Source organism: Streptomyces sp. NPDC054783 (assembly GCF_053611725.1).
In genome coordinates this window covers 239,067-260,727 of sequence record NZ_JBSHAY010000002.1, presented here as the reverse complement: position 1 = coordinate 260,727, position 21,661 = coordinate 239,067, and the positions used below count along the sequence as shown (strand labels likewise).

Genomic DNA, 21,661 nt, shown 5'->3' with positions numbered 1-21,661 from the left:
CCGAATCACCGTGACAGAACACCTCGCGGCGAGCCGCGTACTCGTCCTCAACTCCGGCTCCTCGTCGGTGAAGTACCAGCTGCTCGACATGCGCGACGCGAGCCGGCTCGCCGTCGGGCTGGTGGAGCGCATCGGCGAGCAGACCTCCCGGCTCAAGCACACCTGCCTCACCACCGGTGACACCCGCGAGCACAGCGGGCCGGTCGCCGACCACGACGCCGCGCTGAAGGCGGTCGCCGAGGAGCTGAGCCGGGACGGCCTGGGCCTCGACTCGCCGCAGCTGGCCGCGATCGGGCACCGGGTCGTGCACGGCGGCATGTTCTTCACCGAGCCGACCGTCATCGACAACGAGGTGCTCAGCGAGATCGAGCGGCTGATCCCCGTCGCCCCGCTGCACAACCCGGCCAACCTGACCGGCATCCGCACCGCCCAGGCGCTGCGCCCCGACCTGCCCCAGGTCGCCGTCTTCGACACCGCGTTCCACACGACGATGCCGGAGTCGGCGGCGCGCTACGCGATCGACCCGAAGATCGCCGACCGGCACCGCATCCGCCGTTACGGCTTCCACGGCACCTCGCACGCCTACGTCTCGCGGGAGACCGCGCGGCTGCTGGGCAAGGACCCGTCCGAGGTCAACGTGATCGTGCTGCACCTGGGCAACGGCGCCTCGGCGACCGCGGTGGAGAAGGGCCGCTGCGTGGACACCTCCATGGGGCTCACGCCTTTGGAGGGACTGGTGATGGGTACGCGCTCCGGTGATGTGGATCCTGCCGTCATCTTCCATTTGGCCCGGGTTGGCGGAATGTCCATGGACGAGATCGACACTCTTCTCAACAAGAGGAGCGGTTTGTTCGGTCTGTGCGGGGACAACGACATGCGGGAGATCCGCCGCCGGATCGACGAGGGTGACGAAGCGGCCGCTCTCGCGTTCGACATTTACATTCACCGGCTCAAGAAGTACATCGGCGCCTATTACGCCGTGCTCGGGAAGGTGGACGCGGTCGCGTTCACGGCGGGGGTCGGCGAGAACGCGGCGCCCGTGCGCGAGGCGGCGGTCGCGGGCCTGGAGTCCCTGGGCCTGGCGGTCGACCCGGAGCTGAACGCGGTGCGAGCGGACCGGGCCAGGATCGTCTCGCCGAAGGGTGCGCGTGTCGCGGTCGCCGTGGTGCCGACGGATGAAGAACTGGAGATCGCGACGCAGACCTACGCACTGGTCGGAAAGAACAACTGAATAGCAGCACCTGAGCGGTGCGGCACTCATTTGTATCTTCCGCCAGACGGAATATTCCGTAGCGAAACAAACCGATAGGATCGCCCCATGCGCCGTTCGAAAATCGTCTGTACTCTCGGCCCCGCGGTCGACTCCCATGAGATGCTCGTCGCCATGATCGAGGCGGGCATGAACGTGGCCCGGTTCAACTTCAGTCACGGCTCCCACGCCGAGCACCAGGCGCGGTACGACCGCGTCCGGGCCGCGTCCAAGGAGACCGGCCGGCCCATCGGCGTCCTCGCCGACCTGCAGGGCCCGAAGATCCGCCTGGAGACCTTCGCCGAGGGTCCGGTCGAGCTGGAACGCGGTGACGAGTTCGTCATCACGACCGAGGACGTGCCGGGCGACAAGTACATCTGCGGCACGACGTACAAGGGGCTGCCGGGCGACGTCTCCCGCGGCGACCAGGTCCTGATCAACGACGGCAACGTCGAGCTGAAGGTCCTGGACGTCGAGGGCCCCCGGGTGAAGACGATCGTCATCGAGGGCGGTGTCGTCTCCGACCACAAGGGCATCAACCTGCCCGGTGCGGCCGTCAACGTGCCCGCGCTGAGCGAGAAGGACATCGAGGACCTGCGCTTCGCCCTCCGCATGGGCTGCGACCTGGTCGCGCTGTCCTTCGTCCGGGACGCCAAGGACGTCCACGACGTGCACCGCGTCATGGACGAGGAGGGCCGCAGGGTCCCGGTCATCGCCAAGGTGGAGAAGCCGCAGGCGGTGCAGAACATGGAGGACGTCGTGATGGCGTTCGACGGTGTGATGGTCGCCCGGGGTGACCTCGCCGTCGAGTACCCGCTCGAGAAGGTCCCCATGGTGCAGAAGCGCCTGATCGAGCTGTGCCGGCGCAACGCCAAGCCGGTGATCGTCGCGACCCAGATGATGGAGTCGATGATCACCAACTCCCGTCCGACCCGCGCCGAGGCCTCCGACGTGGCCAACGCGATCCTGGACGGCGCCGACGCGGTCATGCTGTCGGCCGAGTCCAGCGTGGGCGCGTACCCGGTCGAGACGGTCAAGACCATGTCGAAGATCGTCCAGGCGGCCGAGCAGGAGCTGCTCTCCAAGGGCCTGCAGCCGCTGGTGCCGGGCAAGAAGCCGCGCACCCAGAGCGGTTCGGTGGCCCGCGCGGCCTGCGAGATCGCCGACTTCCTCGGCGGCCGGGGCCTGATCGCCTTCACGCAGTCCGGTGACACCGCGCGCCGCCTGTCCCGCTACCGCGCGGTCCAGCCGATCATCGCCTTCACCACCGACGAGGGCACCCGCAACCAGCTCACCCTCAGCTGGGGCGTGGAGCCGCACGTCGTGCCGTTCGTGAACACCACGGACGAGATGGTCGACCTGGTGGACCAGGAGGTCGCCCGGCTGGACCGCTTCGACGCGGGCGACACGGTCATCATCACCGCCGGCTCGCCCCCCGGCGTCCCCGGCACCACCAACATGCTGCGCGTCCACCACCTCGGTGGCACCCAGAACAACTGACAAGCCTCACAAGGGCCTTGTACGGCGCTGAGGGCGCCCCCCTGGACCAGGGGGGCGCCCTCAGCTGTGTGCGGCTCCCGAACGGGCTTGCAGGACCGGTCAGTCGGTCGTGTACACGTGCATGCCGGGCACGTGCAGGTTGCCGCCGAACTGTGCCGCCTGGACCACCTTGACGTTGGTGAAGTAGATCAGCGGCAGGTTCAGCGGGGGCGGGCTGTCGGGCGTGAACGTCATCGGGATCAGACCGAACAGGTTGCCCGAGATGCTCTCGGTGTACATCGTGGTGGCGCCGCCCCGGATGGTGGACGTCGAGCCCTTGGCCGCCTGCACGTGGTAGGTCTTGCCGGAGAGCTTGTCGTTCACCGTCTGGTGCAGGTCGCCGATGTCCGTGCCGTCGGAGATGACGTACTTCAGCACCTTCTTGGTGGTGCCGGACGCCGTCTTCACCTCCACGATGCCCTGGTAGTCGGCGCCCTTGAGCAGCAGCGAGCTGGCGCTCAGGTACCACGGGTCGTCCGCCACCGGCACCTTGTTGTCGACGCCGCCCTGGTCGGTGGTGGCCGCCGGGCAGTCCTGCGCCGAGGTGGAGGAGCTCGCCGACGGGCTCGGCGTGACCGACCCGGCCGCGTCCGTGACCGCCTTGGTGGCGTCCCCGGCCGTCTTGGAGACCGTGTCGGTGGTCTTCTTCACCGTGTCGCCGACCGTCTTGGTGACCTTGGAGACGGTGTCGCCCACGGCGCCGGTGGCCTTGGAACCGGACAACGACGTACCCGACGGGGACGCGGAGTCCGAGGACGCGCTCGCCGACGGGGTCGCGGACGGCGTGGGGCTCGCGGAGGAGCTGCCGGAGTCCGAGCTGCCGCCGCCGAGGATGCCGCCGAGCGTGTCGCCGAGGGTGCCCAGCAGACCGCCGCTGCTCGTGGACGCCGACGGGGTGGGCGTGGCCGTGTCACCGCCGGAGGGCGACGACGAACCCGAGGAGCCGGAGCCCGCGTCCGAGCCGGAACCGGAGGAGCCGGAGGTCGCGGTCGGCTTGGGCGTGGCCTGGTCGCCGGAACCTGAATCCGGCGAAGAGGACGTGCCCGAACCGCCGGACTTCGAGTCCTTCGCGTCCGCGCTCGCCGAGGGCGACGGCGTGGCCGTGTCAGCGCTCTTCGAGGCGGACGGCGAGGGCGAGGACGAGGCGTCCTTGGAGCTGTCCAGCGCCTTGACGCAGTCCTTGTACTCGTCGGCCGTCAGGCTCTTGGCCGTGGTCGACGGGGACGGGCTGCCGCCGTTGCCGGCCGCGAGGGCCAGCGTGGACGTGAAGCCCATGCCCATCAGCACCGCCGTCGGCATCGCCACGGAGGCGATCGCCTTGCCGGCCGGCATGTGGAACCTGGTGAACAGCGGCTTTCTGGGAGCCGCGTGGCGGGGCCCGGTTCTCGCGCGGGACCCGTCCACATCGGTCCCGCGGGTCACCTCGTCAGCCGGCACTGTGCCTCCCGTTCGCCCCGTTGGCCGGGCTCGTTCCTGACAGGTCGTTCGACTTCACCGCGTCCGGGTACTGCGGCGGCAGCTCCGCGATCTGCGGGGCACCGCCCTCGCCCGGGGCCGCCTCGGCCGGCGGCTGCGGCTGCGGCTGCGTGCCCGGCGCCCAGGCCACGGCCATCGCTCCGCCGATGAGGGCGAAGAGGAAGCCCATGACGAAGCCGCCGAAGTTGGACACGGGGATGGACACCAGCGCGAGCAGGATCGCGGCGACTCCGGCGAAGACCCGTACGTGCTTCTGGAACCAGAGGCTGATGCCCAGGACGACCAGCAGCACGCCGATGATCAGGGACCCGGCTCCCGCGGTGGTCGCCATCGCCAGCGTCAGATGGCCGATCTGGAGATGGGCGTACGGGAAGTACATGATCGGAAAGCCGCCGAGCAAGACGAACAGGCCGGCCCAGAACGGACGGGTGCCCCGCCAGGCGCGGAACTGCAGCCTCCGGCGGGTGAACTGGCCGGGCGCGGCGGCAGAGGTCTCGGCGCTCATGGAAAACAGCTCCCTGGTGCGGCGTTGCTGTGGTGGTGATGTGTGCCGCGTGTGAAACACGGCCGGAGAGTGGACGGGCGGGGGCGCCACCGGCTCCCCCGCCCATCACCGCGTGCTCAGTAGCACTCGTGCGAACCCGTCTGCAGCGACATGTGCAGTCCGCTGAGCTTGAAGGTTCCGGCCGTGGTGGCCCAGGCCGTCTGCTTCACGTCGGTCAGCGTGGCCGAGTCGGCCTGCTGGGCGAACCCGTAGGGGTTGGCCTGCTCGCTGCCGCCCTTCATGCCCGGACCCTTGTCGGCGTCCTTGCCGGCAACACCGATGTCGATGTTGTTGAAGGTGGCGTCGGCGTTGAGGTCGGAGACGTCGATGTAGAGGTTGTCAGCCTCGACCGGCTTGTCGGCGCCCGCCTTCAGGACCAGGCTCACCGAGCCGAACACCGGGATGTCCGGCGTGACGACGGACTGGCACATGTTGTTGATCGTGGCCTTCTTGAAGGCCGAGACCGCAACCGGGTGCGCCGTCTTCTGTCCGCTGAGGGTGTACCCGTTGTCGATCGCGCCGTACTGCTCGAAGCCCTGACCGACCAGCTTGTCCGCCGTCACCTTGAACGACTGACCCGACACACTGAACGACGCGGCGAGAGCGCCCTGCGCGAGGGCGACACCTATGCACGCCGTGGCGGCCACGCTGGGCACCATGACCACAGCGAACCGCTTCCATCTGGTCCCGCCACGCACCTGGGACTCCATATTTCCTCCTTCTCGGACGTACATCTCCTGGCCCGGACTCGCCGCCGTCGGCGGCTCAGCCGGGCAGGGATGGGAGAAGTGCTACGTCCTCGGGAAGGAGAGCGCCCGCGCTCGGAGGCGCGAACCGCGCCCGAATCACCGGCGATCACCCCCGAGCGACAACCACTGGTCGCGCCTGACACGCATCACGCACAACCTTGCTGGACAGGCTTCGCCGGGTGGGCGAAGACCCCCCTGCCCTAGAGCCGGCGCCACTGCCGCCGGCTCTGCTCGGTGGGGACCCAGATTCTCCCGTGACCCGACCGGCTGTCGGGGTACGGGAATGGACCGAGCGTCGCCGATCGTGGTGCATTCTCGGCCCGGGCACAAGGGGGTTCGTTACTGGCTAGTAACGGCCGGATAACCGGAGGACGACCGACCGGTCTCGGAGCGCGACGCTGGGTGGTATCCAAGGGCAGAGCAAAGCCGTTGATCCCTGGACGAAACCAGACAGATCAACGGCCTCGACTTACTCCGAGTAACAGGTTGCGCGATTACCAAGATTTGGTAAAGCACTGCCACCGTGACGACTCGTCGGCAAACCTTTCACCCCGGCATCACAAGCCGTGGCGTTTAGCGACTGGTCAGAACAGGGCGCGCGCGAGGGCCCTTCGAGCGCCCACCACACGCGGATCCTCGGGTCCCACGACCTCGAACAGTTCGAGGAGTCGGCGCCGCACGGTGTCCCGGCCGTCACCCACCGTACGCTGCACGGTCTCGATCAGCCGGCCGAAGGCGTCCTCGACGTGCCCGCCCACCAGGTCCAGATCGGCGGCGGCGATCTGCGCGTCGACGTCCTTCGGGTTCTCGGCGGCCTCCTGACGGACCTTCTGCGGGTCGAAGCCCTGCACCCGCTGCAGCAACTCGGCCTGCGCGAGGCCCAGTTTGGCCTCGGGGTGGCCCGGGTCGTCGGCCAGCACGTTCTGGTAGGCCCGGACGGCACCGCCCAGGTCGCCCGCGTCGAGCGCGTCGGCGGCGGCGTTCAGCGCCGCGTCGTACGGCCCCGCCTGCTCCTGTACGGCCGCACCGCCCGGCTGCGCGTCCGGGTCGACGGTCAGGCCGGTGATGCCGAACCGCTGCTCGGCGACCTGCACCAGCTGGTCCAGGGTCTGCCGGATCTGCTCCTCACCGGCCGCCCCCTGGAACAGCGGCAGCGCCTGTCCGGCCACGACGGCGAACACGGCCGGGATGCCCTGCACCCCGAACTGCTGCATCAGCATCTGGTTGGCGTCGACGTCGATCTTGGCGAGGAGGATGCGTCCGTCGTACTCGACGGCCAGCCGCTCCAGGACCGGGCTCAGCTGCTTGCAGGGCTGACACCACTCGGCCCAGAAGTCGATCACGACGGGAACTTCGGCGGATCGCTGGAGGACGTCCCTCTCGAAGCCCGCCTCATCGACGTCGATGACGAGATCGGCCGGGGAGACGGCTCCCGTGCCGCCCTGCCGGGCGGCCTCGGCGCGCGTCTGCTCGGCCTTGGCCTTGGCCTCCTGGGCCGCCTTCACCGCGGCGAGGTCGACGACGCCGCTCATGGACATGTTCCGTGGCTGCATGCGTCTATCCTCCCCCGTTACCGCGTCGAAATGAAAAAGCGGTGTGCGTGGGCGCCGGGTCCCCACCCCACGCCCTCATGATCACTGCTCGTGCACGCCTCGTGTACGTCCATCACGAGCCCCCACGAGCTTTCGCTACGACTCGTAGCGTAATGCCATGCGGACCCCTCGCGACACCACTCGCCGGTGATCTCCCTCACGACCGCACAGATCCCGCCGGTTATGGTCGAGGGATGCAGAGCCGCACTCCCGCCAGCCGTACGGGGCGCCCGCGCAGCGCCGCCGCGGACACCGCGATCCTGGCCGCGACCCGGGAGGCGCTGGTGGAGCTGGGGTGGTCCAAGCTGACGCTGGGAGACGTGGCGACGCGGGCCGGGGTTGCGAAGACGACGCTGTACCGCCGCTGGGCGGGCAAGCCCGAGCTGGTGTGCGACGCGGTGGCGGAACTCTTCGACGAGCTGGAGCTTCCCGACCGCGGCAGCCTGGCCGCCGACATCGAGGGCGTGGTGCTGCAGTTCGCGGCCATCCTGGCCCGCCCCGAGGCCAAGAGTGGCCTGATGGCGGTGGTCGCCGAGTCCACTCGCGACGACGCCCTGCGCGAGCGCATCCGCACCTCCATCGTGGAGCGCCAGATGCGCCTGGTCCTCCAGGGCCGCACCCGCGCGCAGAGCCGGGGCGAGCTCCCCCCGGAACCCGACCCGGAGGAGTCCGCCCGCACGGTGGACCTGATCTTCGACGTGGTCGCGGGCGCGGTCGTCCACCGCACCCTGGTGAGCGGCAAACCGGCGGACGAGGAGTGGGTGCGCGACTTCACGCGCGTGCTGCTCCTGGGCCTGACCTCGTCCGCCTGAGCCCGCTCAGAAGCCGGCAGGCTCGGTGTACACCCCCCACTCGTCCCGCAGCACCCCGCAGATCTCGCCCAGGGTGGCCTCCGCCCGCACCGCGTCCAGCATCGGCTCGATCATGTTGGCCCCGTCCCGGGCCGCACCCAGCATCGCGTCCAGCGCGGACCGCACCGCGGCCTCGTCCCGCCCGGCCTTCCGCTCGGCGAGCACCCGCACCTGCTCCCGCTCCACCTCGTGGCTGACCCGCAGGATCTCCAGATCACCAGTGACGGACCCGGTGTTGACGTTGACGCCGACGACCTTCTTGTCGCCCTTTTCCAGCGCCTGCTGGTACCGGAAGGCGGACTCGGCGATCTCCCCGGTGAACCAGCCGTCCTCGATCCCGCGCAGGATCCCGGAGGTGATCGGCCCGATCGGGTGACGCCCGTCCGGGTGGGCCCGAAGGCCGCGCTCCTTGATCTGCTCGAAGATCTTCTCCGCGTCGGCCTCGATCCGGTCCGTCAGCTGCTCGACGTACCACGAACCGCCCAGCGGATCGGCCACGTTGGCGACCCCGGTCTCCTCCATCAGCACCTGCTGGGTGCGCAGCGCGATCTCCGCGGCCTGCTCGCTGGGCAGCGCGAGGGTCTCGTCGAGCGCGTTGGTGTGCAGCGAGTTGGTCCCGCCGAGCACCGCCGCCAGCGCCTCCACGGCCGTACGGACGACGTTGTTGTACGGCTGCTGCGCGGTCAGCGACACACCGGCGGTCTGCGTGTGGAACCGCAGCCACTGCGCCTTGTCGCTCTTCGCGCCGTAGACGTCCCGCATCCAGCGTGCCCAGATCCGGCGCGCGGCACGGAACTTGGCGATCTCCTCGAAGAAGTCGACGTGCGCGTCGAAGAAGAAGGACAGGCCGGGCGCGAACACGTCCACGTCCAGGCCGCGGCTGAGCCCCAGTTCGACGTACCCGAAGCCGTCCGCCAGGGTGTACGCGAGCTCCTGCGCGGCCGTCGACCCCGCCTCACGGATGTGGTAGCCGGACACGGACAGCGGCTTGTAGGCGGGAATACCGGCCGCGCAGTACTCCATGAGGTCGCCGATCAGGCGCAGATGCGGCTCGGGCTGGAAGAGCCACTCCTTCTGCGCGATGTACTCCTTGAAGATGTCGGTCTGCAGCGTGCCGTTGAGCACCGACGGGTCCACGCCCTGCCGCTCCGCGGCGACCAGGTACATGCAGAAGACGGGCACGGCCGGTCCGCTGATGGTCATCGACGTCGTCACATCGCCCAGCGGGATGTCCTTGAACAGAACCTCCATGTCGGCGGCCGAGTCGATGGCGACCCCGCAGTGCCCGACCTCGCCGAGCGAGCGGGGGTCGTCGGAGTCGCGGCCCATGAGCGTCGGCATGTCGAAGGCCACGGACAGGCCGCCGCCACCGGCGGCCAGGATCATCTTGTACCGCTCGTTGGTCTGCTCGGCGTTGCCGAACCCGGCGAACTGCCGGATCGTCCAGGTACGCCCGCGGTAACCGGTTGGATGGAGCCCGCGCGTGAAGGGGTACTCCCCGGGCCAGCCGATCCGCTCGAATCCCTCGTACGTGTCGCCCGGTCGGGGCCCGTACACCGGCTCCACGGGATCACCGGAGAGCGTGGTGAAGTCTGCGTCGCGCTTGCGCGCGGCGTCGTAGCGGGCCTGCCAGCGTCGGCGGCCCTCCTCGATGGCGTGAGCGTCCATACCATCGAATTTACTTGGACGTCCTAGTAAATGTCGATGGCTGACCGCCGTACGGTGTCCGTACGGCGGTGTGACGCCCGTCGCCCTACGCCTTGGCGGCGGCCGGGGCCTGGTCGGCGACCTTGGCCTCCAGCTCGCGGCTGATCCTCCGCTCGACGAAGAAGGCGGCGGTGGGAATCGTCCCCGCGAGCAGCACCCACAGCTGCTTGCCGATCGGCATCTTCGTCTTGGACCCCAGGTCGAAGGCGACGACCAGGTAGACGACGTACAGCCAGCCGTGGGCGATGGCGACGACCCGGGTGACGTCCGCGGCGCCGTCGATGTGGAGCCCGTATTTCGCGATCATGGTCAGGCACAGCAGCACCAGCAGGACACCGGTGGTGTAGGCCATGACGCGGTAGCGGGTCAGCACGCTCTTCTTCATGCCCATGAGCGTAACCACCCGTTCCGGGAGATCTTGTCCGGGGTCACTCGTCCTCGAAGTCGTGCGCCGCGATGCGCAGCGGGCGGAGCATCGCGAAGATCTCCGCGCACTCCTCCGCGTCGTACACGCCGAGTCCGAAGTCCATCGCCATCAGGTCGCGGGTGGCCGCGTCGACCACCTCGCGGCCCTTGTCGGTGATGACGGCGAGGGTGCCGCGGCCGTCGTTGGGATTGGGACGCTTGGCGACCAGCCCGGACTTCACCAGCCGGTCGACGGTGTTCGTCACGGACGTGGGATGCACCATCAGACGCTCGCCGATCTTGGACATGGGCAGCTCGCCGGCCTTGGAGAACGTGAGCAGCACCAGTGCCTCGTACCGCGCGAACGTCAGGCCGTACGGCTTGACCACCGCGTCCACCTCGGCGAGCAGGATCTGCTGGGCCCGCATGATCGAGGTGATCGCGGCCATGGGCGGCACGTTTCCCCACCGCTGCTTCCAGAGCTCGTCGGCGCGGGCGATGGGGTCGAAGGGGAGGCTGAGTGGCTTCGGCACGTCATCAGACCCTACCGGCCAGTCATATTCCGGGCAGCCCCGTCTCGGGTTTCGGTCGCCTGTCGTTCCCGGTCGCCCGCGCCGCTACGGCCAGCGCGCAGCAGCACAGCACACCGGCCACACCGGCCCCGGCCACCGCCGTACGCACCCCCGCCGTCTGCGCCGCCACGCCGGCCAGCGCCATGCCGACGCCCTGGACGGTCATCAGCCCGGCGTGCAGCACGGTCATGGCCCGCCCGCGCAACTCCTCCGGCACGGCCCGCACGAACCACTGGTCCAGGCCCAGGGTGTAGGCCGACCCGGCCCCGGACAGCAGCAGGAGCACCAGGGAGGCGGCAAGGCCCGGGCGCAGGGCGTAGCCGAGGTACGGCAGCAGGGTCAGACAGAGCAGAGGCAGCGCGACGCGCTCGCGGGCCAGGGGGCCGAGCCTGGCCCCGGCGAACAGTTCGCCGGCCACCGTGCCGACGGGCAGCGCGCACATCAGCAGGCCGAGGCCCGCGGATCCGCTGCCCAGTTCGTCGGCGTACGGCGCCGCCAGCGCCTCGGGTACGACCGAGAACGCCGCCGGGATCCAGAACATGAGCAGCAGGACCCGCACCCGGCGGTCGGCCCACAGCGGGCGCGGGCCCGGCGCGGTGTCCGTGCTCCGGCGCTTGCGGGCGGGGCGGTGCCGGGTGCCGCAGCGCAGCAGCGCGGCGGAGGCGAGGAAGGTGGCGACGGTGATCAGCAGGGCGTGGCGCGGGCTGACGGCGGTCAGCAGCAGACCGCCGAGGCCGTAGCCGACGAGCAGGGCGCTCTGGGCGACGATCCGCAGCAGGGAGCGGCCGAGGACGAACAGGTCGCCGTCGCCGAGGACGTCGGCCAGGGTGGCCATGCGGGTGCCGGAGAACACCGGCGCGACGACGGCGAGCGCGCAGCGCAGCGCGAGCAGCAGCCCGATGCCGCTGCCCGGGACCGTCATCAGGGCCACACAGCCCGCGCACACCAGGTCGCAGCCGACCAGCACGGGCCGGGCCGGGAAGCGGTCGGCGAAGGGTGCGAGCAGGGCGCCGCCGACGGCGTACGGCAGGAAGCCCAGCGCGAAGGTGAGCGCGCTCAGCAGGGGCGAGCGCGTGAGGTCGTAGACGAGGACGGAGAGAGCGATCTCGCTGACGATCACGCCGAGCATGGACAGCACGTGCGCGGCGAAGACGGCCCGGAACTCGGGCACGGCGAGGACACGGCCGTAGCCGGCGGACGCCGGGGCGGCCTGGGTGGGTGCGGACATGCCGGGCAGCGTGCCCGGCAACGGGCCGGACGCCGTAGAGTTTCGGCCCCAGCCGAATCTCCGAAGGGGTGCCCATGGCGTCGCGGCTGCATTTCGGCGACGACGACTTCCTGCGCTGCCGGTTCGCGATCTCCCCGCTGTGGGAGACACAGGAGGCGGTGCGCACCCTGAGAAGGCCCGACCGGCACGCCTATCAGGCGCCATGGCTGCGGCGGATCAGACAGGCGGCGGCCGGTCTCGAGCTGGCTCCGCTGTGGCTGCTGATGCCCCGGCGGGGGCACTCGCCGGACTGGCTGGGCGCGCCGCCGATCGGGCCGGCCGCCACCTTCGAGGAGGAGATCGCCGCCGTACGGGCGTCGGACCCGGAGGCGGCCCGTGAGGACACCGCCCGCTCGCTGGCCTGTACACCGGGCGCGCTCCGCTCACCGCAGGGCCGGGCCTGGCTGGCGGATCCGGTGCGGATGATCCAGGAGCTCGCGGATGCCATGGAGGAGGCCTGGCGGGTGCTGATCGCCCCGGACTGGCCCCGGCTGCGGGCCCTGCTGGAGGCGGATGTGGCCTTCCACTCCCGCCGCCTGGCCGAGGTGGGCCTCGGCACGCTGCTGCCGGAACTGGACAGCCGCCTGGCCTGGGACGGCCGTACGCTCACGCTCGCGGGACACGACGAGTACACCCGCGCCCTGGACGGCCAGGGCCTGATTCTGATGCCGAGCGTCTTCTCCTGGCCCGACGTGATCACCGGCTTCGAGCCGCCGTGGCAGCCGACGCTGGTCTACCCGGCCCGGGGAATCGCGGGATTGTGGACGGAGTCGGGCGAACGCACGCCGGAGGCCTTGGTACGGCTGCTGGGCCGAAACCGTGCCGAGGTGCTGGCCGCACTGGACGAACCGGCGACGACCACAGCACTGGCCCACCGGCTGCGACTGGCCCCTTCGTCGGTGTCGGCCCACCTGACGGTACTGCGCGACGCCGGTCTGCTCACCTCACGGCGGTACGGACATCAGGTGCTGTACGAGAGGACACCGCTGGGCGTGGCACTGACGAGCTCCGGGGCCCCGCAGGTCGCCAGGAGCCTCACCCGTACGCCTCGAGCCGCCGCAGCACCCTCGGCGCACGCGCCCGGGTGACCGGCGCCCGCAGGCACCGCCGGGCGGCGGGCGTCCCGGCCAGCGGCGCCTTGAAGACCGCGAGGGAGCCGCCGACCACCAGGAGCAGCGGGCACACATAGGCGACGGTGTCGGCGAAGGTCCCGAAGAGCCGCAGCAGCGACTCCAGCCCGAGCCCGGTCAGGCACACCGTGAGGACAACCGCACGGACCGCCAGCTCGACGATCCAGTTGACCAGGGCACGCTCGGGAGTGATCCCCCGCTCCAGCCAGAGCCGGAGCCGGTCGAAGGACCACCCCGTCGCCCAGCCGGTCAGCGGCCGAAGCACCAGGCGGTCCGCGACCGCCCCGAACGCGCCCCCGCGGGCGCGGTACTCGTACCCGGTGAGCAGGCGTACGCCGTGCGCGTCGGGCTGGTAACGCCAGTAGGCGCTCGCCTCGGCGATCGGGGACAGCGGGTGCAAGGAGGAGAAACGCAGGGCGCACACGCGCGTGCCGTCGGGGCGGTCCTTCTCCCCGGCGGCGACGCCGGTGCCGGGCACGGTGAGGAGCGGCAGCACACGCCAGGTGCAGGTGAAGCGCCGCGGCTCGCCGGCCACGGCCGGGAGGGGGGTGATCGACGTGAAGCGGAGGTCCCAGCGCAGGCGCGTGACGGGGTCCTGGGTACACGCCCACAGCTCGTCGAGGTCGGCGCGTATGTGTGTCTCTCTGTAGAGACGACCCATGGTGTTCCCCCAGGTCAGAACAGTGAAGTTGAGCGATCGCTCGGATGATCAGGAGGGGAACGTACACCTCCGCATGCGACCGCTCAAAAGGGGGCCGACTACTGCGCCAGGTGCCGTTCGACGGTCTCGACCTTGGAGGTGAGTGCGTCGGTCACGCCGGGGCGGATGTCGGCCTTGAGGACGAGCGACACGCGTGGGGCGCGCTCCTGCACGGCGGCGACGGCACGCTTGACGACGTCCATGACCTCGTCCCACGACTCGCCCTCGATGGAGGTGAACATGGCGTCGGTCCGGTTGGGCAGCCCCGACTCGCGGACGACGCGCACGGCGTCGGCGACGTACTCCCCCACGTCCTCGCCGACGCCGAGGGGCGTCACGGAGAAGGCGACGATCATGCGTTCACGATTCCTTCCTTGCGGGCGCGGGCCGCGATGACGGCGTCCTCGGCCTCGCGGCGCAGCTTGCGCTCGGCGAAGAAGCCGCCGGTGGGCAGCACCGAGAGGACGAAGTAGAGGGCCGCGGTCCTCAGCGGCCACTTGGCGCGGTTCCAGGCGTCCGCCCAGAAGATCACGTACAGGACGAACAGGACGCCGTGGACCGCGCCCATGACGGGGACCGCGTTGAAGTCCGTGGTCCGCTTCAGCACCGAGCAGACGAGGAGGATCAGGAAGGACACGGCCTCCGGGGCCGAGACCAGGCGGAGGCGGCGGAGGGCGGTGGCGGTCTTGATGTCCACGGATCACCTTCGGTGGGAGGGGTCGCGACGGTCTGCGGTTACGGTCCGTCGGCAGCGGGCTGCAGTTTGTGAACGCACGCACAAGCGTCCCCCATTGTGGCAAACGACGGCCCTGGGGGTCCGCTCAGGGTCCGTGTCCACCCACGGGCTCTGTTCCGTCCACCCGCGTCGCCGCTACTTTCGCTGCGTGGCGATGTTCCGACTGCAAGGCAGCAAGGTGCTCGCCGTCGACATGACCGGGGACGCCGTGAAGGCGAAGAACGGCTCGATGGTCGCGTACGACGGGCAGATGAGTTTCAAGAAGCTCACCGGTGGGGGCGAGGGACTGCGCGGGATGGTGACCCGGCGGCTCACCGGCGAGCAGATGACGGTGATGGAGGTGAAGGGGCACGGCACCTGCTGGTTCGCGGACCGGGCGACCGAGATCAACCTGGTGAGCCTCCAGGGCGACAAGCTGTACGTGGAGTCGAGCAACCTGCTCGTGACGGACGCGGGGCTGCGCACGGGCACGACGTTCACCGGGCTGCGCGGCGCCTCGCAGGGCAACGGCCTGTTCACGACGACCGTCGAGGGGCACGGGCAGGCGGCGATCATGTCCGACGGGCCGGCGGTGGTGCTCCGGGTCAGCCCGCAGTACCCGCTGATCGTCGATCCGGGTGCCTACATCGCCCACCAGGGCAACGTCCGGCAGTCCTTCCAGTCCGGCGTGACGTTCCGCACGTTCTTCGGGGAGGGCGGCGGCGAGGCCTTCCAGATCCGCTTCGAGGGCGACGGACTGGTGTACGTGCAGCCGAGCGAGCGGAACACGATCGCGGGGGATCTGTAGCCATGGCGTTCCGGGAGATCAACTCCAAGATGGTCGAGGCGGCCGTGCTGCCCGGGCAGCGGCTGTTCAGTCAGCGCGGGGCGATGCTCGCCTACAAGGGGGACGTGTCCTTCACACCGAACATCCAGGGCGGTCAGGGCGGGCTGATGTCCATGATCGGGCGCCGGGTGACGGGCGAGGCGACCCCGCTGATGACCGTCGAGGGCAGCGGCACGGTCTTCTTCGGGCACGGCGGCCACCACGTCCACGTCATCAACCTCTCCGGCGACACCCTCTACGTCGAGGCCGACCGCCTGCTCGCCTTCGAGGGCACGCTCCGGCAGGGCACGATGTTCATGGGCTCGCAGGGCGGGGTCATGGGCCTGGTCCGCGGCCAGGTCACCGGGCAGGGCCTGTTCACCACCACCCTCCAGGGGCAGGGCTCGGTCGCCGTGATGGCACACGGCGGCGTCTTCGAGATCCCGATCACCCCCCAGCACCCGGTCCACGTCGACCCGCAGGCGTACGTCGCCCATCACGGCGAGGTCCGCAACAAGCTGTCGGCCGCGCTGGGCTGGCGCGACATGGTGGGCCGCGGCTCCGGCGAGGCCTTCCAGCTGGAGCTGAGCGGCAACGGCACGGTGTACGTCCAGGCGTCGGAGGAGAAGCTGTGAGCGCGTACGGAGGCACGTACGGCACCCCCGGCGGCCCGGTGGTGCACGACCCGATGACCCTGCCCGCCGACGACAACGTCAACAAGTACACGTTCTGCGTCGAGCTCAAGAGCGGGCAGTGGTTCCTGCAGAAGGGGAAGATGATCGCCTACTACGGGGCGATCGCGTTCAACGGCATCGGGCACGGCCGACTCGACCGACTTGTCCGTACCTCGTTTCATTCGCCACTGCACGCGAGCGACTGGGTCGTGGCGGAGGGTTCGGGCAAGATGCTGCTCGCCGACCGGGCCTTCGACGTCAACTCCTACGACCTGGACGACGGGAACTTGACCATTCGCGCGGGCAACCTGCTCGCTTTTCAGCCAAGTCTCGCGCTCAAGCAATCGATCGTGCCGGGTTTTCTGACCCTTATCGGAACCGGAAAGTTTGTCGCCGCATCTAACGGTCCGGTGGTGTTCGTGGAACCTCCGATCCGGGTCGACCCGCAGGCGCTCGTCGGGTGGGCCGACTGCCCGTCACCGTGTCATCACTACGACCACGGGTATCTGACGGGTGTGCTGGGCGGTCTACGTGCGATGACGGGCCTGGGCGGGGTATCCGGTGAGGAGCACCAGTTCGAGTTCGTGGGCGCCGGGACGGTCCTGTTGCAGTCGACGGAGACCCTCATGGAGGAGGCGGCGACGGGGGTCGTTCCGTCCGAACCGGGGGTGCCCGGCGGTGGCGGAGCGGCACCGGGCGGACACGGTCAGCAACCATCGGGTGTACCGCGTCTTCCCGGACAGCTGGGAGACCTCCAGCGCCGCTTCGGGCTGTGAGCGGTAGTCTGCGGAGGGTGACATCGAACGCGTGCGCACTGTCACACCATCCAATGTAGTTCGGAATTCAACTTCTTAGGTAGACTTCATTCATGGAGACCGAGACGGCCACGCGCTGGCTGACCGATGCGGAGCAGTGCGCCTGGCGCACCCACCTGGAGGTCAACAGGCTGTTGACGTACCAGCTGGAGAAGGATCTGCAGCCGTTCGGCCTGACTATGAACGACTACGAGATCCTCGTGAACCTGTCCGAGTCGGAGGACCACCGGATGCGGATGAGCGACCTCGCCTCCGCGACTCTCCAGTCCAAGAGCCGGCTGTCACACCAGATCACGCGCATGGAGAACGCAAACCTGGTGCGCCGCGAGAACTGCGAGTCCGATCGGCGGGGACTGTACGCCGTGCTGACCGAGCATGGCATGGACACGATGAAGAAGGTGGCGCCACATCATGTCGCCTCCGTGCGGCGGCATTTCATCGATCTGCTGTCGCCGGAGGCGTTGACGGAACTGGACAAGGCGCTGAAGCCGATCGCCGAGCACCTGAGGGGGCAACGGGGGCGTCCCTGAGCTCGGCCTGCAAGCCCGGGGCAGTGTGGCCGGGCAGGGGTGGGTGCGCCCGGCCCGCGCCCCGCAGGGGACGCGGGGCCGTATCGATGTGCGGCCGCCGAGCGTGGGCGCGATCAGCCCACCACGGCCGGCACCCTGAGACGGCGAAAGGCCCCCACGGCGGGCAGCACGGCCGCCCCGCCCGCCAGCAGGAAGCACATCCCGATCGGCACCCGCCCGATCAGCAGTCCCACGGCAAGCGCTCCGCCGGAGCTCCCGGCGTTCACCCCGGTGTTCACCCACGCCCCGGCATGCGTGCGCGAGCCTTCGCCCGCCATCTCCGCGGCCAGCAGATACGCCGTGGTCAGCGCCGGAGCGACCACCGCTCCGGCGCAGGCCATGGCCGCCGTGAGCGTCCACAGGTCGGGGGCCAGGCCCGCCGCCGCGATCACCAGGCCGAGAGCCACGGCGAACCGGCACAGGCGGACCCGGGCCGGCGCCCGCCACCGGACCGCACCGTTGACCAGCCCGCCCACCGCACTGCCCGCCGAGAGCGCACCCAGCACCCAGGGCACCACGGCGGTGTCGTACGAACGCTGTGTGGCGAAGGCCATCAGCAGCAGGTCCACGCCGCTGAGAGCCAGTCCCACGCCCGTGGCCACGGCGACCGGAACCAGCAGACCGGAGAGGGCGCCGCGGCTCTGCCCGGGGGCGGCGGCGCGGGGGCCGCACATCACCGGGGAGGTGACGAAGACGGACGTGCCGCCCACGATCAGCAGTGCGCTCAGCAGGATCCCGGCAGCCGGCGGGGCGAAGCCGGTCAGCACGCCGACCAGGGCCGGTCCGGAGACGTACAGCAGTTCCTCGGCGATGCCGTCCAGGCTGTAGGCGCGGGCCAGCATGCCCGGTTCCGGTGCCAGTTCCGCCCACAGTGCGCGCATGGTCGGGCCCAGCGGAGGGGCACACGCGCCCGCGAGGGCCGCCGCGGCGCCGACGGCCGGCGGCGGCGCGCCGGGGCGCCAGGTCAGCGCGGCCAGCACGCACAGCAGGGCGCCGTAGAGCACCGCCATGGGCAGCAGGGCCCGGCGGGCGCCATGCCGGTCGATCAAGGCGGCCCTGAACGGCATCAGGAAGACCGACGTGGCGCCGAACAGGGACAGCACGGCGCCGGAGACGGCGTAGGAGCCGGTGGCCCGGGTGACGGACAGCAGCACCGCCAGGGAGACCGTGCCGTAGGACAGGCGGGCGGTGAGGGCGGAGACGAAGGTGCGGCGCGCGTGCGGGAGGCGCAGCACGGCGGCGTAGGAGGGCCGCGAAGGGGCATGCGTCGACATGCTGATGTTCCTCAGGTGGAGGCGGAAGAGGGGACACCGAGGGACGCGAGGGCCTTGTCGTCGGCCTCGCGATCCGGTGTGCGCTCTACGCCAGGAGGAGGAACATGCCCCTCAAACTAGCAGTGCCGGCGCGGAGTTGGCGACCCGTTCAGCCCTGTGTCAGGCCCGCCACCAGTTCGTCCGCCGCGCGGTAGGGGTCCAGTTCGCCGGCGACGATGCGTTCCGCGAGCGCGCTGAGGCGGCGGTCGCCGTGGAGGTCGCCGATGCGTTCGCGCAGGGCCGTCACCGCGATGGTCTCCACCTCACGGGCCGCCCTGGCCTTGCGGCGCTCGGCGAGGACACCGCGCTCCTCCATCCACGCGCGGTGCTTCTCCAGGGCCTCCACGACCTCGTCGACGCCCTCGGCGCGGGCCGCGACCGTCTTCACGATCGGCGGGCGCCAGTCGCCGGGGCCGCGGGACTCGCCGAGACCCAGCATGTGGTTCAGCTCGCGGGCGGTGGCATCCGCGCCGTCCCGGTCCGCCTTGTTGACGACGTAGACGTCGCCGATCTCCAGGATGCCCGCCTTGGCCGCCTGGATGCCGTCGCCCATGCCCGGGGCCAGCAGCACCACGCTCGTATCGGCCTGGGAGGCGATCTCGACCTCCGACTGGCCGACGCCCACCGTCTCCACCAGGATCACGTCACAGCCCGCCGCGTCCAGCACCCGGATCGCCTGCGGGGCGGCCCAGGCCAGGCCGCCCAGGTGACCGCGGGTCGCCATCGAGCGGATGTAGACGCCCGGGTCGGAGGCGTGGTCCGACATGCGGACGCGGTCGCCGAGCAGGGCGCCGCCGGAGAACGGCGAGGACGGGTCGACGGCCAGGACGCCCACCCGCCTGCCCTGCTTGCGGTACGCCGTGACCAGCGCGGAGGTCGAGGTCGACTTGCCGACACCCGGGGAGCCCGTCAGACCGACGACATAGGCGTTGCCGGTCAGCGGGGCCAGCGCCGCCATGACCTCCCTGAGCTGCGGGGACGCCCCCTCCACGAGGGAGATCAGCCGGGCCACGGCCCGCGGCCGGCCTTCCCTGGCCAGGGCCACCAGAGAGGAGACGTCCTGCATCAAACAGCTCCGTTCAGTTCACAGACGTACAGACGGGTACAACGGGGATGATTACGCCTTCGGTACCCGCACGATCAGCGCGTCACCCTGGCCGCCGCCACCGCACAGCGCGGCCGCGCCGACGCCGCCGCCGCGCCGCTTGAGCTCCAGCGCGAGGTGGAGGACGAGACGGGCGCCGGACATGCCGATCGGGTGACCGAGGGCGATCGCGCCGCCGTTGACGTTCACCTTTTCCGTGGACACGCCGAGGTCCTTCATTGACTGCACGGCGACGGCGGCGAAGGCCTCGTTGATCTCGATGAGGTCGAGGTCGGAGACCTCCAGGCCCTCCTTCTTCAGGGCGTGCTGGATGGCGTTGGACGGCTGGGACTGCAGGCTGTTGTCCGGTCCGGCCACATTGCCGTGCGCGCCGATCTCGGCGAGCCAGGTCAGGCCCAGCTCCTCCGCCTTGGCCTTGCTCATCACGACCACGGCGGCCGCGCCGTCCGAGATCTGGGAGCTCGACCCCGCGGTGATCGTGCCCTCCTTGCTGAAGGCCGGGCGCAGCTTGCCCAGGGACTCCGCGGTGGTGTCGCCGCGGATGCCCTCGTCCTTGCTGAACAGGACCGGGTCGCCCTTGCGCTGCGGGATCTCCACCGGGGTGATCTCGGCCTCGAACAGGCCGTTCTTCTGCGCGGCGGCGGCCCGCTGGTGGGACAGGGCCGCGATCTCGTCCTGCTCGGCGCGGCCGATGCCGAGGCGGGTGTTGTGCTTCTCCGTGGACTCGCCCATGGCGACGCCCTCGAAGGAGTCGGTCAGGCCGTCGTAGGCCATGGCGTCGATCATCTGGACCGCGCCGTACTTGAAGCCCTCGCGGGACTTCGGCAGCAGGTGCGGGGCGTTGGTCATGGACTCCTGGCCGCCCGCCACGACGATGTCGAACTCGCCGGCGCGGATCAGCTGGTCGGCCAGGGCGATGGCGTCGAGGCCGGAGAGGCACACCTTGTTGATGGTGAGCGCCGGGACGTTCATCGGGATGCCGGCCTTCACGGCGGCCTGGCGGGCCGGGATCTGGCCGGCGCCGGCCTGGAGCACCTGGCCCATGATCACGTACTGCACCTGGTCGCCACCGATCCCCGCACGGTCGAGGGCGGCCTTGATCGCGAAGCCGCCGAGGTCGGCTCCGGAGAAGGACTTGAGAGAGCCGAGCAGTCGTCCCATAGGGGTGCGCGCACCCGCGACGATCACCGAGCTGGTCGTTCCAGAAGGCATGAGCTGCGATCCCCTTACCGGCCTGCACAGCCGAGGAGTGAACGAGGGTTTACTTCGAATGTACTGATGGCACTCCGTGCCGTCATCGGGCCGTCGGTGTGATCGCGCGCACGTTGCGTAACCATGCCCGGCGCGCTGCACTGAATCCATGCTGACGCGAATCGACCACATCGGAATCGCCTGCCACGACCTCGACGCGACCGTCGAGTTCTACAGGGCCACGTACGGCTTCGAGGTGTTCCACACCGAGGTCAACGAGGAGCAGGGCGTGCGCGAGGCCATGCTCAAGATCAACGAGACCTCGGACGGCGGCGCCTCCTACCTCCAGCTGCTGGAGCCGACCCGCGAGGACTCCGCGGTCGGCAAGTGGCTCGCGAAGAACGGGGAGGGCGTCCACCACATCGCCTTCGGTACGGCGGACGTGGACGGGGACGCCGCGGACATCCGCAGCAAGGGCGTTCGCGTCCTGTACGACGAGCCACGGCGCGGTTCCATGGGGTCGCGGATCACCTTCCTGCACCCCAAGGATTGCCATGGCGTGCTCACAGAACTGGTCACTTCGGCCCCCGTTGAGTCGCCCGAGCACTGACCCTCGTACATATGGGCCGGTAGGGTTGGGGGCGGTCGTCCCTGAAAGCGGGGGACGGCCGT

23 protein-coding genes are annotated in these 21,661 nt (G+C 70.1%); 9 read left to right on the top strand and 14 right to left on the bottom strand.

Features of this window, described 5'->3' with window-relative positions; all coding sequences use genetic code 11:
* Window positions 1–10 precede the first annotated feature (10 nt).
* The gene (locus ACWGJ5_RS05485) at window positions 11–1,231 is read left to right on the top strand and encodes an acetate kinase (RefSeq protein WP_453308469.1); all 1,221 of its coding nucleotides are present in this window, start codon (window positions 11–13) and stop codon (window positions 1,229–1,231) included.
* Between the two features lie 87 nt (window positions 1,232–1,318).
* A complete protein-coding gene (gene pyk, locus ACWGJ5_RS05480) occupies window positions 1,319–2,749 on the top strand; it encodes a pyruvate kinase (protein WP_453308468.1) in 1,431 nt (476 codons plus the stop codon).
* Between the two features lie 99 nt (window positions 2,750–2,848).
* Here pyk and ACWGJ5_RS05475 read toward each other — a convergent pair whose 3' ends face one another.
* The 4 genes from ACWGJ5_RS05475 to ACWGJ5_RS05460 all read right to left on the bottom strand — a co-directional run bounded on the left by ACWGJ5_RS05475 (window position 2,849) and on the right by ACWGJ5_RS05460 (window position 7,110).
* Window positions 2,849–4,225, bottom strand: coding sequence for a hypothetical protein (locus ACWGJ5_RS05475; protein ID WP_453308467.1), 1,377 nt, complete (start codon window positions 4,223–4,225; stop codon window positions 2,849–2,851).
* Complete coding sequence (locus ACWGJ5_RS05470) at window positions 4,215–4,769, bottom strand: DUF6114 domain-containing protein (protein WP_453308466.1); 555 nt, start codon at window positions 4,767–4,769, stop codon at window positions 4,215–4,217. Before ACWGJ5_RS05470 ends, ACWGJ5_RS05475 begins: the two co-directional genes overlap by 11 nt.
* A gap of 116 nt (window positions 4,770–4,885) precedes the next feature.
* Window positions 4,886–5,518: a DUF6230 family protein gene (locus ACWGJ5_RS05465; RefSeq protein ID WP_453308465.1), complete on the bottom strand. Its 633-nt coding sequence runs from the start codon at window positions 5,516–5,518 to the stop codon at window positions 4,886–4,888.
* A 623-nt stretch (window positions 5,519–6,141) separates the two neighbouring features.
* Complete coding sequence (locus ACWGJ5_RS05460) at window positions 6,142–7,110, bottom strand: tetratricopeptide repeat protein (protein ID WP_453308464.1); 969 nt, start codon at window positions 7,108–7,110, stop codon at window positions 6,142–6,144.
* A 233-nt stretch (window positions 7,111–7,343) separates the two neighbouring features.
* On the opposite strand from ACWGJ5_RS05460, the gene ACWGJ5_RS05455 reads away from it, so the two are divergent.
* Window positions 7,344–7,961: a TetR/AcrR family transcriptional regulator gene (locus tag ACWGJ5_RS05455; RefSeq protein ID WP_453308463.1), complete on the top strand. Its 618-nt coding sequence runs from the start codon at window positions 7,344–7,346 to the stop codon at window positions 7,959–7,961.
* 6 nt (window positions 7,962–7,967) lie between these two features.
* Here the strand turns inward: ACWGJ5_RS05455 and ACWGJ5_RS05450 are convergent, their stop codons facing one another.
* The 4 genes from ACWGJ5_RS05450 to ACWGJ5_RS05435 form a co-directional block, all read right to left on the bottom strand.
* On the bottom strand, window positions 7,968–9,668 hold the full coding sequence (locus tag ACWGJ5_RS05450; RefSeq protein ID WP_453308462.1) for an acyl-CoA mutase large subunit family protein: 1,701 nt from the start codon (window positions 9,666–9,668) through the stop codon (window positions 7,968–7,970).
* Between the two features lie 85 nt (window positions 9,669–9,753).
* The gene (locus ACWGJ5_RS05445; RefSeq protein WP_453308461.1) at window positions 9,754–10,092 is read right to left on the bottom strand and encodes a DUF3817 domain-containing protein; all 339 of its coding nucleotides are present in this window, start codon (window positions 10,090–10,092) and stop codon (window positions 9,754–9,756) included.
* Window positions 10,093–10,135: 43 nt separating this feature from the next.
* Entirely contained in the window at window positions 10,136–10,645 is a 510-nt protein-coding gene (locus ACWGJ5_RS05440) for a MarR family winged helix-turn-helix transcriptional regulator (protein ID WP_453308460.1), read from the bottom strand.
* A gap of 22 nt (window positions 10,646–10,667) precedes the next feature.
* A complete protein-coding gene (locus tag ACWGJ5_RS05435; RefSeq protein WP_453308459.1) occupies window positions 10,668–11,912 on the bottom strand; it encodes an MFS transporter in 1,245 nt (414 codons plus the stop codon).
* 74 nt (window positions 11,913–11,986) lie between these two features.
* Between ACWGJ5_RS05435 and ACWGJ5_RS05430 the strand changes: the two genes are divergently transcribed.
* Window positions 11,987–13,039, top strand: coding sequence for a DUF5937 family protein (locus ACWGJ5_RS05430; protein ID WP_453308458.1), 1,053 nt, complete (start codon window positions 11,987–11,989; stop codon window positions 13,037–13,039).
* Here the strand turns inward: ACWGJ5_RS05430 and ACWGJ5_RS05425 are convergent.
* The 3 genes from ACWGJ5_RS05425 to ACWGJ5_RS05415 form a co-directional block, all read right to left on the bottom strand.
* Window positions 12,987–13,742, bottom strand: coding sequence for a hypothetical protein (locus ACWGJ5_RS05425; RefSeq protein ID WP_453308457.1), 756 nt, complete (start codon window positions 13,740–13,742; stop codon window positions 12,987–12,989). The genes ACWGJ5_RS05430 and ACWGJ5_RS05425 overlap by 53 nt on opposite strands.
* Before the next feature lie 98 nt (window positions 13,743–13,840).
* Window positions 13,841–14,137, bottom strand: a complete 297-nt coding sequence (locus ACWGJ5_RS05420; protein ID WP_453308456.1) for an MTH1187 family thiamine-binding protein — start codon at window positions 14,135–14,137, stop codon at window positions 13,841–13,843.
* Entirely contained in the window at window positions 14,134–14,478 is a 345-nt protein-coding gene (locus ACWGJ5_RS05415) for a DUF3817 domain-containing protein (RefSeq protein ID WP_453308455.1), read from the bottom strand. Before ACWGJ5_RS05415 ends, ACWGJ5_RS05420 begins: the two co-directional genes overlap by 4 nt.
* Before the next feature lie 193 nt (window positions 14,479–14,671).
* Between ACWGJ5_RS05415 and ACWGJ5_RS05410 the strand changes: the two genes are divergently transcribed.
* The 4 genes from ACWGJ5_RS05410 (at window position 14,672) to ACWGJ5_RS05395 (ending at window position 17,341) form a co-directional block, all read left to right on the top strand.
* On the top strand, window positions 14,672–15,304 hold the full coding sequence (locus ACWGJ5_RS05410; protein WP_228623656.1) for an AIM24 family protein: 633 nt from the start codon (window positions 14,672–14,674) through the stop codon (window positions 15,302–15,304).
* A 2-nt stretch (window positions 15,305–15,306) separates the two neighbouring features.
* A complete protein-coding gene (locus tag ACWGJ5_RS05405) occupies window positions 15,307–15,957 on the top strand; it encodes an AIM24 family protein (protein WP_453308454.1) in 651 nt (216 codons plus the stop codon).
* 53 nt (window positions 15,958–16,010) lie between these two features.
* A complete protein-coding gene (locus ACWGJ5_RS05400; protein WP_453308453.1) occupies window positions 16,011–16,772 on the top strand; it encodes an AIM24 family protein in 762 nt (253 codons plus the stop codon).
* 92 nt (window positions 16,773–16,864) lie between these two features.
* Entirely contained in the window at window positions 16,865–17,341 is a 477-nt protein-coding gene (locus ACWGJ5_RS05395; RefSeq protein WP_351611926.1) for a MarR family winged helix-turn-helix transcriptional regulator, read from the top strand.
* Window positions 17,342–17,454: 113 nt separating this feature from the next.
* Here ACWGJ5_RS05395 and ACWGJ5_RS05390 read toward each other — a convergent pair whose 3' ends face one another.
* The 3 genes from ACWGJ5_RS05390 to ACWGJ5_RS05380 all read right to left on the bottom strand — a co-directional run bounded on the left by ACWGJ5_RS05390 (window position 17,455) and on the right by ACWGJ5_RS05380 (window position 21,010).
* Window positions 17,455–18,654: an MFS transporter gene (locus tag ACWGJ5_RS05390; RefSeq protein ID WP_453308452.1), complete on the bottom strand. Its 1,200-nt coding sequence runs from the start codon at window positions 18,652–18,654 to the stop codon at window positions 17,455–17,457.
* A gap of 148 nt (window positions 18,655–18,802) precedes the next feature.
* Window positions 18,803–19,759: a methylmalonyl Co-A mutase-associated GTPase MeaB gene (gene meaB, locus ACWGJ5_RS05385; protein WP_228623613.1), complete on the bottom strand. Its 957-nt coding sequence runs from the start codon at window positions 19,757–19,759 to the stop codon at window positions 18,803–18,805.
* A gap of 51 nt (window positions 19,760–19,810) precedes the next feature.
* Window positions 19,811–21,010 carry an acetyl-CoA C-acetyltransferase gene (locus ACWGJ5_RS05380; protein ID WP_453308451.1) on the bottom strand — a complete coding sequence of 400 codons (1,200 nt, stop codon included), beginning with the start codon at window positions 21,008–21,010 and terminating at the stop codon, window positions 19,811–19,813.
* Between the two features lie 148 nt (window positions 21,011–21,158).
* On the opposite strand from ACWGJ5_RS05380, the gene mce reads away from it, so the two are divergent.
* On the top strand, window positions 21,159–21,599 hold the full coding sequence (gene mce / locus ACWGJ5_RS05375; protein WP_453308450.1) for a methylmalonyl-CoA epimerase: 441 nt from the start codon (window positions 21,159–21,161) through the stop codon (window positions 21,597–21,599).
* The last annotated feature ends 62 nt before the right edge of the window (window positions 21,600–21,661 follow it).

Coding starts and splice junctions, on each gene's coding strand:
- pyk (WP_453308468.1), top strand. CDS start 1,319: ATGCGCCGTTCGAAAATCGTCTGTACTCTCGGCCCCGCGGTCGACTCC.
- ACWGJ5_RS05470 (WP_453308466.1), bottom strand. CDS start 4,769: ATGAGCGCCGAGACCTCTGCCGCCGCGCCCGGCCAGTTCACCCGCCGG.
- ACWGJ5_RS05465 (WP_453308465.1), bottom strand. CDS start 5,518: ATGGAGTCCCAGGTGCGTGGCGGGACCAGATGGAAGCGGTTCGCTGTG.
- ACWGJ5_RS05460 (WP_453308464.1), bottom strand. CDS start 7,110: ATGCAGCCACGGAACATGTCCATGAGCGGCGTCGTCGACCTCGCCGCG.
- ACWGJ5_RS05455 (WP_453308463.1), top strand. CDS start 7,344: ATGCAGAGCCGCACTCCCGCCAGCCGTACGGGGCGCCCGCGCAGCGCC.
- ACWGJ5_RS05450 (WP_453308462.1), bottom strand. CDS start 9,668: ATGGACGCTCACGCCATCGAGGAGGGCCGCCGACGCTGGCAGGCCCGC.
- ACWGJ5_RS05445 (WP_453308461.1), bottom strand. CDS start 10,092: ATGAAGAAGAGCGTGCTGACCCGCTACCGCGTCATGGCCTACACCACC.
- ACWGJ5_RS05435 (WP_453308459.1), bottom strand. CDS start 11,912: ATGTCCGCACCCACCCAGGCCGCCCCGGCGTCCGCCGGCTACGGCCGT.
- ACWGJ5_RS05430 (WP_453308458.1), top strand. CDS start 11,987: ATGGCGTCGCGGCTGCATTTCGGCGACGACGACTTCCTGCGCTGCCGG.
- ACWGJ5_RS05425 (WP_453308457.1), bottom strand. CDS start 13,742: ATGGGTCGTCTCTACAGAGAGACACACATACGCGCCGACCTCGACGAG.
- ACWGJ5_RS05420 (WP_453308456.1), bottom strand. CDS start 14,137: ATGATCGTCGCCTTCTCCGTGACGCCCCTCGGCGTCGGCGAGGACGTG.
- ACWGJ5_RS05410 (WP_228623656.1), top strand. CDS start 14,672: ATGTTCCGACTGCAAGGCAGCAAGGTGCTCGCCGTCGACATGACCGGG.
- ACWGJ5_RS05405 (WP_453308454.1), top strand. CDS start 15,307: ATGGCGTTCCGGGAGATCAACTCCAAGATGGTCGAGGCGGCCGTGCTG.
- ACWGJ5_RS05400 (WP_453308453.1), top strand. CDS start 16,011: ATGACCCTGCCCGCCGACGACAACGTCAACAAGTACACGTTCTGCGTC.
- ACWGJ5_RS05395 (WP_351611926.1), top strand. CDS start 16,865: ATGGAGACCGAGACGGCCACGCGCTGGCTGACCGATGCGGAGCAGTGC.
- ACWGJ5_RS05390 (WP_453308452.1), bottom strand. CDS start 18,654: ATGTCGACGCATGCCCCTTCGCGGCCCTCCTACGCCGCCGTGCTGCGC.
- meaB (WP_228623613.1), bottom strand. CDS start 19,759: ATGCAGGACGTCTCCTCTCTGGTGGCCCTGGCCAGGGAAGGCCGGCCG.
- ACWGJ5_RS05380 (WP_453308451.1), bottom strand. CDS start 21,010: ATGCCTTCTGGAACGACCAGCTCGGTGATCGTCGCGGGTGCGCGCACC.
- mce (WP_453308450.1), top strand. CDS start 21,159: ATGCTGACGCGAATCGACCACATCGGAATCGCCTGCCACGACCTCGAC.